The 12,060-nt window shown below is 69.7% G+C and carries 9 protein-coding genes; 4 read left to right on the top strand and 5 right to left on the bottom strand.

The window, feature by feature from the left end; all coding sequences use genetic code 11:
* Positions 1 to 7: 7 nt before the first annotated feature.
* Positions 8 to 994, bottom strand: a complete 987-nt coding sequence (locus tag JOE46_RS12540) for a diiron oxygenase (RefSeq protein WP_097213961.1) — start codon at positions 992 to 994, stop codon at positions 8 to 10.
* Between the two features lie 244 nt (positions 995 to 1,238).
* Here JOE46_RS12540 and JOE46_RS12535 point away from each other — a divergent pair, with 244 nt between their 5' ends.
* A complete protein-coding gene (locus JOE46_RS12535; RefSeq protein WP_209927415.1) occupies positions 1,239 to 2,048 on the top strand; it encodes an FAD:protein FMN transferase in 810 nt (269 codons plus the stop codon).
* 16 nt (positions 2,049 to 2,064) lie between these two features.
* Here JOE46_RS12535 and pgi read toward each other — a convergent pair whose 3' ends face one another.
* Positions 2,065 to 3,714, bottom strand: a complete 1,650-nt coding sequence (pgi, locus tag JOE46_RS12530) for a glucose-6-phosphate isomerase (protein ID WP_209927409.1) — start codon at positions 3,712 to 3,714, stop codon at positions 2,065 to 2,067.
* A 184-nt stretch (positions 3,715 to 3,898) separates the two neighbouring features.
* On the opposite strand from pgi, the gene JOE46_RS12525 reads away from it, so the two are divergent.
* A complete protein-coding gene (locus JOE46_RS12525; protein WP_209927408.1) occupies positions 3,899 to 5,350 on the top strand; it encodes an NAD-dependent succinate-semialdehyde dehydrogenase in 1,452 nt (483 codons plus the stop codon).
* 38 nt (positions 5,351 to 5,388) lie between these two features.
* Here the strand turns inward: JOE46_RS12525 and JOE46_RS12520 are convergent, their stop codons facing one another.
* Positions 5,389 to 5,682, bottom strand: coding sequence for a chorismate mutase (locus JOE46_RS12520; RefSeq protein ID WP_077042663.1), 294 nt, complete (start codon positions 5,680 to 5,682; stop codon positions 5,389 to 5,391).
* 127 nt (positions 5,683 to 5,809) lie between these two features.
* On the opposite strand from JOE46_RS12520, the gene pcrA reads away from it, so the two are divergent.
* Complete coding sequence (gene pcrA / locus JOE46_RS12515) at positions 5,810 to 8,266, top strand: DNA helicase PcrA (RefSeq protein WP_097213965.1); 2,457 nt, start codon at positions 5,810 to 5,812, stop codon at positions 8,264 to 8,266.
* Positions 8,267 to 8,299: 33 nt separating this feature from the next.
* Here pcrA and JOE46_RS12510 read toward each other — a convergent pair whose 3' ends face one another.
* Both JOE46_RS12510 and JOE46_RS12505 read right to left on the bottom strand, forming a co-directional pair.
* Positions 8,300 to 8,698, bottom strand: a complete 399-nt coding sequence (locus JOE46_RS12510; RefSeq protein WP_209927407.1) for a hypothetical protein — start codon at positions 8,696 to 8,698, stop codon at positions 8,300 to 8,302.
* A gap of 100 nt (positions 8,699 to 8,798) precedes the next feature.
* Positions 8,799 to 9,677 carry a M23 family metallopeptidase gene (locus JOE46_RS12505; RefSeq protein ID WP_097213967.1) on the bottom strand — a complete coding sequence of 293 codons (879 nt, stop codon included), beginning with the start codon at positions 9,675 to 9,677 and terminating at the stop codon, positions 8,799 to 8,801.
* Positions 9,678 to 10,103: 426 nt separating this feature from the next.
* On the opposite strand from JOE46_RS12505, the gene JOE46_RS12500 reads away from it, so the two are divergent.
* Positions 10,104 to 11,993, top strand: coding sequence for a hypothetical protein (locus JOE46_RS12500; RefSeq protein ID WP_307861285.1), 1,890 nt, complete (start codon positions 10,104 to 10,106; stop codon positions 11,991 to 11,993).
* Positions 11,994 to 12,060: the final 67 nt, after the last annotated feature.

Here is a 12,060-nt window from a genome sequence, read left to right as displayed (position 1 = left end):
GGTCTGGTCAGGCGGCGCTGCGGACCGGCTCGCTGCGGTAGCGCGAGCTCTTGCCGTCGATCTTCAGGCCCTTCCAGACCAGGCGCGACGCGGGATTCATCAGCCCGCTGTCGGTGGCCAGCATCCGCACGTCCGCGAAGTAGTCACGCAGGGTCTGGCGCGCCTCGGGGGTGCCCCAGAACAGGTCCTTCTTGACCTGCTTCGGGATGTCGAACTCGCGCCAGAACTGCTTCGGCGGGATGACGATGACGTCGCACAGGATGCGCATGATGATCGGCATCGCGAGCGAGGCGAAGAACCGCCCCACCTTCGACATCTTCGGGACGCGCCGACGCAGGAACTGGTGCGCGAAGGAGATGTGCCTGGCCTCCTCGGCGACATGAATCGCCATGACACCCTTCATGATCGGGTGGATGACGCCGTCCTCGCGCAGCACGGCCTTCTGGATGTGGTCGATCGGCTCCTCGCCCGCGAGGACGCCCATGAAGAAGATCACCGGCAGCGTCGAACCGGCCAGCGGGAGGAACGGCGAGACGAAGCGCATCAGCGGCCCCATGCCGGGGGTGTCCTTGCCGATCCGGTTGACCATCTCCTGGAACATCAGGGTGTGGTTGCACTCCTCGATGGTCTCGTGGGTGCAGTAGCGGGCCTCGGGGGAGCCGTTCTCCAGCGAGAACACGTACTGCATCATCCCGCGGATCAGGATGTTCTCGAACTGCAGGCCGACCTTGGCGACATTGGCCTGCCGCCACATGCCGATCTCGATCTGCTTCTCCAGGGGCAGCGCCTGGTACCACGGATGGCTGCCGAGGGGGTCGCTCTCCTTCTGGAGGACCCACCGGGGATCGTTCGGGATCACCGCGAACTCGGGGGAATCCCAGTCGATGTCCTCGAAGGGATCGAAGTGCTTGTGCACCGAGGCTTCCGACAGCATCGTCAGGGACTCGTCGTACCGGGCCTGATCGGATCGATCGGTCGCTGTCGTCAGTGTCATGGCTACTCCCGCTGTCGCTGTCGTTGCTGAGGCGATCGCGCACGGCATCGTCTCTTCGGTGCGGCGTTCCGGCCGCGGTGTCTCGATGTTCAGGTAACTGTAACCGCGAGTCGCATGCAAATCCAGGACTTGGGCCAATTCGATCGCGGCGGCAGGAAAAATCGCTCAGTCCCAGCTCAGAAACCTGGCGCATACTGGTTTCAGCAGACCCGCCACATCGGCGGCCCATCCGTGGAGCACCATCATGGTTCCGAGCATGCAGTGGCACACCTGGGGTAGTGAGGTGGAAATCCAGGTGACCGAGGGGGCCGCGCTCGGCGCTGCGGCCGACATCGCCGCGGCCACGCTCGATGAGGTCCGCGCGGCCTGCGACCTCACCCGTGGCGATGCCGAGATCCATGCCGTCAACCTCTCCCAGGGCATGCCGGTCAAGATCAGCCGACGCCTCACCGCACTGATCCGGGCGGCGCTGTGGGCGGCCCGGATGACCGGTGGCGCCGTCGATCCGCTCTCCCGCGACGCGGCGGACCCGTGCCGGGTGCCTCCCATTCATCCCGAGAGCACGTTCGAGGACATTCGACTGGACGGTGACACGGTTTTCGCCCCGTTCGGGGTCTACCTCGACCTCACCGACACCGCGAAGGCGGGCATCGCGGATCGGGTTGCCCAAACCGCCGCGGGCACACTCGAGTGCGGAGTCCTGGTCCGGATCGGTGACACCATCTCGACCGCAGGGCACTGCCCGATCGGGGGATGGCAGGTGGAGATCGGGGCAGGCGCGCCGATCGAGGTGCTCACCGGGAAGGCGCTGTCCTCAGCACGTTCCGCGGTCCTCGCGGAGTGGGACGCCGACGGCGGACTGGACGGTGTCACGGTGATCACCGAGGACAGTCTCTGGGCCTATGCGGCGGCCGCCGCCGCCGTGAGCCGGGGAGTGGCCGCGCTGCGCTGGCTCGACGAGAACGAACTCGCCGCCCGCGTCGCGTACCGACGGGGCACGGTGCGCATCACCGACGCATGGACGCACCTGCTGCCCCACGGTCACGTCGCCTAGGCGAGCGCGGGGGAACTCAGACCGCGCGTCCCCTCCTGCTGCGGTACCACCGCACCAGGGTGTCGGTGGACGAATCGGCTTGCTCCGCAGGGGCTTCGGGGTTGGTGAGGATCGGGCCGAGTTCGAGTGCCTGGGTCTTGCCCAGTTCGACGCCCCACTGGTCGAAGGAATCGATGCCGAACACGACACCCTCGACGAAGACCTGGTGCTCGTACAGTGCGATCAGCTGGCCGAGCGCCGAGGGGGTGATCCGGGGCGCGAGGATCGTCGTCGACGGCCGGTTGCCGGGCATCACCTTGTGCGGCACCAGTTCCGGTGCGGTGCCCTCCGCCGCGATCTCCTCCGCGGTCTTTCCGAACGCCAGGACCTTGGTCTGCGCGAACAGATTGCTCATCAGGATGTCGTGCATGCTGCCGGTGCCGTCGAGCGTCGGCAGATCATCGGTTGGCTCGGCGAATCCGATGAAGTCGGCGGGGGAGAGCCTCGTGCCCTGGTGCAGCAACTGGTAGAAGGCGTGCTGGCCGTTGGTGCCCGGCTCGCCCCAGAAGATCTCCCCGGTCGGGGTGGTCACGGGGGACCCGTCGGCGCGCACCGACTTGCCGTTCGACTCCATGGTGAGCTGCTGCAGGTAGGCCGCGAACCGGCCGAGATCGTTCGAGTAGGGCAGCACCGCACGTGAATCCGAGTCGAAGAAGCTCGAGTACCAGAGTCCGATGAGGCCGAGTAGCACCGGCGCGTTGCTCTCGAGCGGGGCGGTCGCGAAATGCCGGTCGATGGTGTGGAAGCCCTCGAGGAACTCGCCGAATCCTTCCTTGCCGATCACACACATCAGCGACAGCCCGATGGCCGAGTCCACGGAATAGCGTCCGCCGACCCAGTCCCAGAAGCCGAACATGTTGTCGGTGTCGATGCCGAACTCGGACACCCGCTCGGCGTGGGTGGACACGGCGACGAAATGCTTGGCGACGGCGTCCTCGCCGAGCGCCGCGGTGAGCCAGCGCCTGGCCGCCGTTGCGTTGGTGAGGGTCTCGAGGGTGGAGAAGGTCTTCGAGGCGACGATGAACAGCGTGGTCGCCGGGTCGAGACCGGCCAGCTTGCTCACCAGATCGGCGGGATCGATGTTGGAGACGAACCGGGCCGCGATGCCGGCGTCCGCGTAGTGCCGCAGCGCCCGGTACGCCATCACCGGACCCAGATCGGATCCGCCGATGCCGATGTTGACCACGGTCGTGATGCGTTCGCCGGTGGCGCCACGCCAGTCGCCCGAGCGCAGCCGATCGGTGAAGCGCCCCATCCGTTCGAGCACCTCGTGGACGTCGGCGACCACGTCCTGGCCGTCGACCACAAGGGCAGCGTCGGCGGGTAGTCGCAGTGCCGTGTGCAGTACGGCGCGGTCCTCGGAGGTGTTGATGTGCTCGCCCCGGAACATCGCGTCCCGACGCTCCTCGACCCCGGCCGCGCGGGCCAGTTCGATCAGCAATCGCAGGGTCTCGCGTTCGACGCGGTGCTTGCTGTAGTCGATGTAGAGATCGCCTGCCGTCACCGTGAGCTCGCTGCCGCGCTTGGGGTCCTCGACGAAGATCTCGCGCAGGTGTCGCGTCCCGACCTCGTCGTGGTGCGCGCGAAGCTCCTGCCAGGCGGCCGTGGCGGTGATGTCGAGACTCATACGTCGAGACTAGTGGGGGAGAACCTGCGGCGCTCAGCGCTTCCCGGTGCGGGTGCTCCTTGATCGATCGTGTCCGGCGGTTCGCCGAGTGTGCACCTACAGTCGGGACCACTCGGCCGACGCAACGGGATCTGCACACTCGACGGGGCCTTCCAATAGTCGCGCGGGCGGGCAGTATGGAGCCATGGACGAGCGAACTCTGATCGAGTCGATTCCCACGAAGCTCTGGATCGGCGGCAAACAGGTGGACGCGGCCGGCGGCGCGACGTTCACGGTGGTCAACCCCGCGACCGGCGAGCCCCTCACCGAGGTTGCGGACGCCAGCCCAGCCGACGGCCTGCTTGCTCTCGACGCGGCGGCGGCCGCCCAGCGCGAGTGGGCGGCCACCCCGGCGCGCAAGCGCGGCGAGATCCTGCGGGCCGTGTTCGAGGCGATCACCGCCCGCGCCGACGACTTCGCCCTGTTGATGACGCTGGAGATGGGTAAGGTGCTGGCCGAGAGCAAGGGCGAGGTGGCCTACGGCGCCGAATTCTTCCGTTGGTTCAGCGAGGAGGCGGTGCGGATCGCCGGCCGCTACACCCACGCGCCCGCGGGCACCGGCCGGATCCTGGTAGGCAAGGCCCCGGTCGGGCCGTGCCTGGCGATCACCCCGTGGAACTTCCCGCTGGCGATGGGGACCCGCAAGATCGGGCCCGCCCTCGCCGCAGGCTGCACGATGATCGTCAAGCCCGCCGCCGAGACGCCGCTGACCATGCTGTTGCTCGGACAGCTCATCGCCGACGCCGGGCTGCCCGACGGCGTGCTGTCGGTGCTGCCGACCTCGAACGCGGGCGCGCTGACCGGGCCGCTGATCGACGATCCGCGGCTGCGCAAGCTCACCTTCACCGGGTCCACCGGAGTCGGGCGCAAGCTGATCGAGCAGTCCGCGAAGGGGCTGCTGCGCACCTCGATGGAGCTCGGCGGGAACGCGCCCTTCGTCGTGTTCGACGACGCCGATCTGGACGCCGCGGTGGACGGGGCGATGCTGGCCAAGCTGCGCAACGGCGGCGAGGCCTGCACCGCGGCGAACCGGTTCCACGTGCAGAACTCCGTCCGCGAGGAGTTCAGTGCCAGGCTGACCGAGCGGATGCGGTCGATGACCCTCGGGCCGGGCACGGACCCGGATTCGAAGCTCGGACCCCTGATCAACCCCGCCCAGCTCGACACCGTCAGCGAGCTGGTGCGGGACGCGATCGCGGTGGGGGCGCAGGTGCGACTCGGCGGTCAGGCGCCGGGCGGGCCCGGCTACTTCTACCCGGCGACGGTGCTGGCGGACGTGCCCGTCGAGGCCCGAATCCTGCGCGAAGAGGTGTTCGGTCCGGTCGCCGCGATCGCCGGGTTCGACACCGAGGAGGAGGGCATCGCCGCCGCCAACGACACCGAATACGGGCTGGCCGCCTACATCTACACGCAGAGCCTGGATCGGGCGCTGCGGGTGGCGGAGGCGCTCGAGACCGGGATGGTCGGCGTGAACAGGGGAGTGATCTCCGACGCCGCCGCGCCGTTCGGGGGCGTCAAGTCCTCCGGGTTCGGACGCGAGGGCGGCAGCGAGGGCATCGAGGAGTACCTGGAGACCAAGTACATCGCCCTGCAGTAGCGGCGGGCTCGGGTCCTACCGGCAGAGCCGGCCGGGTCCTACTGGCCGAGCCGGCCGCGGCCGAGGCGCAGCAGCAGCATCGCCAGGGTGTGACCCTCCTGGCCGAGGTCGCTGAAGCGCTCGAGGACCTTCATCTCGCGGCTGTGCACGAGGCGCGGGCCGCCGGAGGCCATCCTGGTGCGGCCGATGATCTGGGAGACCTCGCTGCGGCGCTTGATCGCGGCGAGGATCTCGGCGTCCAGTCGGTCGATCTCCAGTCGGAGCTCCTCGATCTCGGCCTCGCTGGTGGGGAGGTCGGGGTCGGTGGCATCCGATGGAACTGAGCCGCCCATGTGTATTTCTCCTCGTGTCAGATCAGGAATCACAGTTTGCCACGGGTGTGAGGGGCTGACCATCGGCGGGGGCGCGGGCCGGTCCGGGGGCGCCGCTGTCGGTGCGCGGCGGTAGCGTTGACAGACGATGAACACTTTCTCAGCAGCAGCTCAAGCGGGTACCCGCACCCCTTCGGCGGCCCTCCTCGAGGGGCTCAACCCGCAGCAGCGCGAGGCAGTGGTGCACGCCGGTTCGCCGCTGCTGATCGTGGCGGGCGCGGGCTCGGGGAAGACCGCGGTGCTGACCCGTCGGATCGCGTACCTGCTCGCCGAGCGGGACGTCGCGCCCGGTCAGGTCCTTGCCATCACGTTCACCAACAAGGCCGCCGCGGAGATGCGCGAGCGCGTGGCGCACCTCGTCGGGCCCAGGGCCAACAACATGTGGGTCTCGACGTTCCATTCGAGCTGCGTGCGGATCCTGCGGATGCAGGCCGCGCTGCTGCCGGGACTGAACTCCAACTTCACCATCTACGACGCGGACGATTCGCGCCGGCTGCTGACGATGATCTCGAAGGACCTGGAGATCGACGCGAAGCGGTACTCCGCGCGGCTGCTGGCCACGCACATCTCGAACCTCAAGAACGAGCTGATCGACCCGGAGCGGGCCGCGGCGGACGCCGACAAGGATCCGAACGAGCTGGTCCGGCTGGTCGCGAAGGTGTACGGCCACTACCAGGCTCGACTGCGCGCGGCCAACGCGATGGACTTCGACGACCTGATCGGCGAGACCGTCGCGCTGCTGCAGAACTTCCCGCAGGTGGCCGAGTACTACCGGCGCCGGTTCCGGCACGTGCTGGTCGACGAGTACCAGGACACCAACCATGCGCAGTACGTGCTGGTGCGCGAGCTGGTCGGAGGGATCGCGGACAACGGGTCCCTGGTCCCGCCAGCCGAGCTGTGCGTGGTCGGCGACGCGGACCAGTCGATCTATGCGTTCCGCGGCGCCACCATCCGCAACATCGAGGAGTTCGAGCGCGACTACCCCGACGCCAGGACCATCCTGCTCGAACAGAACTACCGATCCACCCAGAACATCCTGTCGGCAGCGAACGCGGTGATCTCCCGCAACACGGGCAGGCGCGAGAAGCGGCTGTGGACCGAGTCCGGCGAGGGCGAGCTGATCACCGGCTACGTTGCCGACAACGAGCATGACGAGGCCTACTTCGTCGCCTCCGAGATCGACAAGCTGGTGGACGCGGGCGACGCGAAGTTCGGTGAGGTCGCGGTGTTCTACCGCACCAACAACTCGTCCCGGGCGCTGGAGGAGATCTTCATCCGCCTCGGCCTGCCGTACAAGGTGGTCGGCGGCGTCCGGTTCTACGAGCGCAAGGAGGTTCGCGACGTGGTCGCGTACCTGCGGGTGCTGCAGAACCCCGACGACACGGTCAGCCTGCGCCGGATCCTCAACACCCCGCGCCGCGGCATCGGCGACCGGGCCGAGGCATGCGTGGCCGTGCACTCGGAGCAGCGCGGCGTCGGCTTCGCGCAGGCACTGCGGGACGCGGCGGACGGCGTGGTGCCGCTGCTGAACACCCGCTCGCAGAAGGCGATCTCGGCGTTCCTCGAGATGATGGACGACATCCGCGAGACGTTGCAGCCCGACGACACCGGGCTGATCGACATCGGCGAGGTGGTCGAGGCCGTGCTCGACCGGACCCGCTACCGGGCGGAGCTCGAGGCGAGCAGCGATCCGCAGGACGGCGCGCGACTGGACAACCTCAACGAGTTGGTCAGCGTGGCGCAGGAATTCAGCTCCGACGCGCGCAACGCCGCGGGCGTGGAGACGGAGATCGACGAGAGCCTCGAGGGCGCGCTTGCGGCCGCGGCCGACGGGGATCTCGACCCCACCGAGGGCGAGCCGGACCCGGGCTCGCTCGCCGCGTTCCTCGAACGGGTTTCGCTGGTGGCCGATTCCGACCAGCTGCCCGACAACGGCGACGGCGTGGTGACCCTGATGACCCTGCACACCGCGAAGGGCCTCGAATTCCCGGTGGTCTTCGTGACCGGCTGGGAGGACGGCCAGTTTCCGCACATGCGCGCGCTCGGCGACCCCGCGGAGCTGTCCGAGGAACGCAGGCTGGCCTACGTCGGCATCACCAGGGCCCGCCATCGGCTGTACCTCACCCGCGCGATCATGCGCTCGGCGTGGGGGCAGCCGATCACCAACCCGGAATCACGATTCCTGCAGGAGATCCCGTCCGACCTGCTGCACTGGCGGCGGGAGGATCCGGGTACCGGCGCAGGCGGCGCGATCGGGGGCGGGCGTCCCCGCGGCGGTCAGGGCTACGGCGGTGGCGGCGGCTTCGGCGGCGGTCAGGGTTACGGCGGGTCGGGCAACGCCACACCGAGCTTCGGTGCCGCCCGGTCGCGCAACAACCATCTGGTGCTCGCCGTCGGCGATCGCGTCAGCCACGACAAGTACGGTCTCGGAACGGTTTTGGAGACCAAGGGCAGCGGGCCGACGGCGACGGTCACCGTCGACTTCGGCTCCGCGGGCAAGGTGCGCCTGATGCTCATCGGAGGCGTCCCGATGGTCAAGCTCTAGTCCCAAGGGGCAAGCCCCGAGCGGACAGCGGCGCTAGGAGGAACTCCCCAACGGCGACGGGATGGCGTCGAACTGCAGTGTGGTCGTGGCCGGGTCGCCGCCGGGCGCGTCGAAGGTGAAGACCGCGACGTACCGTCCGGGTTCGTTGACCCGGGTGGCCACGGTCGCCCCGCCGAGGGTCAGGGGGACGGTGAGGGTCCGGTCGTCGCCGTCCGGTTCGGTGATGTGGACCAGGACCGGGGTTGTCGCGTCCGCGCCTGCCGGGACGGGGCTGACGGCCATGGCGAGCGTCACCAGGTTGTCCGAGTACACGGTTCCGATCGGTGGCATGGCGGTGATCTGATAGGTGGCGGCCGCTGCGGTGGGCGCCAGTGCGAGCGAGACTGCGCCGGTGAGAGCGGCGGCGGCGACGGATCCTCGGGTGTAGTTCACGCGAACCCCTTGCTACGTAGACGTCAACGGAGTCTGGCGCACCGAAGGCTAATGCAGGCAGCGCCGTTCCGCCGGACGAATGCCGGGGTGAGGGTCGTTCCTAGTCGCGCTCGACGCCGAGGCTGATGCCGCGGGTCGCGAGCCAGGGGAGCGGATCGATCTTGTTCTCGCCGCCCAGGTGCACCTCGAAGTGCAGGTGCGGTCCGGTGGAGAAGCCGCGGTTGCCCATCCGTGCGATCTGATCGCCCGCCATGACCTTCTGGCCGACCGAGACGTTGGACGAGTCGATGTGGCCGTAGACGGTGACGGTGCCGTCGGCGTGCCGCAGTCGCACCCACATGCCGAAGCCCTGCGCGGGCCCGGAGTCGATGACCTCGCCGTCGGCGACCGCGTAGATCGGGGTGCCGATGGCGTTCGCGATGTCGACGCCTGCGTGCAGTGTGCCCCACCGGGCGCCGTAGCCGGAGGTGTAGGAGCCGACGGCGGGCAGTACGAAGAGGGGGCGACGGGCGGCGGCCTCGCGGGCGGCACGCTCCTCGCTGAACCGCTGGCCCTTGGCGAGCAGGTTCGAGAACTGGCTGAGGTCCGTCGGGGCTGCGATGTTGAGGACCTGCGGAGCCTGGGAGCCCGTGTTCGCGGCCGTGTCGGCGGCGAACTGGGCGGCCTGCGGCTCGGCGGTGGCGGCGGTGCCCGTGGAGCTCTCGTCCGCGGCCAGATTGAGCTCGGCGGTATCGGTGCTGCTGGGGCCGCTCAGGCCGGCCTGGCCCGCGGCGACGACGGCGCCTGCTGCGACCGCGATGACTGCGGCGCGGCCTTTGAGGGCGGTGGGGGGAGCGGGGATCCGGTGTGCTCCACCGCGGCGAGCGGGAGCTGCGAGGTCCGAATCGAAAGAGGTGTCGAGCTGGTCCAGCGGGGCGGAGCGGTAGTTCGTGGAGCGCGGTGTTCCGAGATTCGCGGAGCCGATGTAACGATCCGGCACGCGATGCGAATAAGTCTGCGTGGTCTCGTTGTCGCCTGCGTATTCGAAGCTCGATCTACTGGGTTCAACCGGGGCCTCGTAGCGAGGCTCTACGGCGTGACCTGCGGAAATCGAATAAACCGTCGTTGCGGCCTCGGTGGCCTGCTCCTGCGGGGCGAAGCGGCTGGATTGGAAGGGTGCGCGATGCCTGGACACTTGCCGCCTTCCTGTTCGTGATCTGTCTGTGACTTTGACCCAAGCGACGGTAACGAAACGGTTGCGAGCGCCGCAACTCCTAGCGCCAACTCGTTGGGATATGTGAGATGCATCACAGGGTGATTACGGCCGGGCCTGGGAATACGCCGGAAGGCGGCTGTAACGGGGCGAGCTGGATTCTTGTGAAGTTCGGTCGAGACCGACGCCGATGACCAACTAGCGTCTGACCGCGTGGCGCCCTCACCCGATCTCAGAACCAGTTCTCGGGCCAAGCCCGAACGCATCGACGCCCAGGACGGGTTCGGCTCGCCCGAGCCGTCCCGCGGCCCGGGTCCGGTCGCGATCGCGGCGGTCGTGCTCGCCCTGCTCGGTGTCGCCGCGACGGCGGTCGCCCCGGTGCTCGGCGTCATCCGCCAGGAGACCGGGCCCGCCGTCGCCGCTGCCGCCGTCACCGCCCTCGTCTGCGCGGCCCTGGCGCCTGCCTTGGCCGTGCTGGCACTGGTGGGCCGCAGGCCTGCCGTCGCGGGGACGGTGCTGGCCGGCGCAGGCGGCGTTTCGGTCGGGCTGGTGGTGCTCGACCTCCAGCTCCTCGACGACCCGATCAACGCGAACCGGCTCGAGCTGTTCCGTCCGCTGACCGCCGCGTCGCTCAGCGCGGGTCCCGGTGCCTACGCGATCCTGGCGGGGCACGTCCTCGTGGTGCTGGCCGGGTTGCTCGGACTCGTCGCGGCGGCGAGGGCCTCGAACGCCGACGGCTACGGACACTCCGACTACCCGGATCACGACGGGGCGGGCGTCGGCCGCCGGATCGGCGCCGGACTCTCGGTACTCGCGGTGGCGGCCGCGGTGGTCCTCGCCGCGGCGCTCTTCGCGCCGCCGCTGAGATCCACCGACCCGGTGCTGCTGGTGCCTGCCGTCATCGAGTCCGCGGCCCCGATGTCGTTGGGCGCGGGGCTGGTCGGGGTTGCGGTGCTGATCGTGGTCGCCGCGGCACTGGCCGCGATCTCGCCACTCGGTGCGGCGGGCGCCATCGTCGGGGCCGCGGTGGCGGCGCTCGGTCTGGTCGGCGTGCGACTGGTCGCGGGCCTGCTGGCGGGTGACGGTGTCTCGGTCGGTCCCGGCTCGGTGGTGGCGATCGCGGCGTGCGCGGTGCTCATCGCGGTCGGCTGCGTGATCCCGGCCGCGGCGGCCGCCCGGGCGCGCCGCGGGCTGGCGCAACTCCTGGCGCAGTCCACCGCCGCGGCCACGGCGGCGCCCGCGGCAGCGAGCACCACCAAGTCCGCCGCCCGCGCGAGGGCGGCCGCGGCCGAACGGGCCCGGGTCGGGCGCTGGCACGTCGCCACCGCGGTTGCCGGGATCGTGGCCGGGCTGCTCGGCGCGGTCGGTGCGCTCCTTCCCGTGCTGTCGGTTCCGGACGGGGTGCCGGAGCCGCGGATCCTGGCGACCAGGGTGGTGCTGCTGGCGGGGGTGGTGCTGGTGGTCGCCTGCGTCTGGCTGCTGCTCTCGGAGTTCGCGGGCCTGGTGCGCCCCGCGGTCGGGGTGCTGTGGGCCGCTCAGGTGATGGCGGTCGCCGCGGCGCTGCAGGCGGTGGTGGTCGCGGGCGACCTGCCGGGGTTCGGGCCCGGCCCCGGCGCGGCGTTGCTCGCCCTGTCCGCGGTCGCGGCGGCCGCGACCGGACTCCTCGCGCTCTGCGCGGGGTCGGCGGAGCGCGACGGCATCGACACCTCGGTCGACGTGCCTGTCCAGCTGCCGGTGCTGATCGTCGGCTCGGTCGCGGCGCTCGTATCGGTGGCCGCCCTCGGTTTGCCGCTGTATCGCGGTCGCGACTTCGGCCCGGACTCGTTCGCACAGTGGCCGTGGGGCTGGGACCTGTGGGGTCGCGCACTCCTCGCGGTCGTGATCGCGGCGGCGGTGCTCGTCGCGGCGCGGTCAAGAGCGGCAAGGGGTGCGTCCCTGATGATCGGCGCGGTGACCGGAATGTCCGTATACCTGATGGGGTGGCCGTTGACACGCGCCCGGGTGGCGGAGCCCGCGATGGGCGCGGGGGCGGTCTGCGGGCTCGTCGCGGTGGCGTTGCTGGCGGTGACCGCTTTCATGGTGGTTCGTCGAAATCGCCGGTGAGCTGACGCTCACGCCCCCTTGTGCCGTGAGATATGCCACATAGCATCAATGCGGTCGATAGACGATT

This window comes from Rhodococcus sp. PvR099, from assembly GCF_017833315.1.
Lineage (GTDB): Bacteria > Actinomycetota > Actinomycetes > Mycobacteriales > Mycobacteriaceae > Rhodococcus_G > Rhodococcus_G oryzae.
The sequence above is the reverse complement of the archived record's forward strand: the minus strand, read 5'-3'. Positions and strand labels throughout refer to the sequence as shown.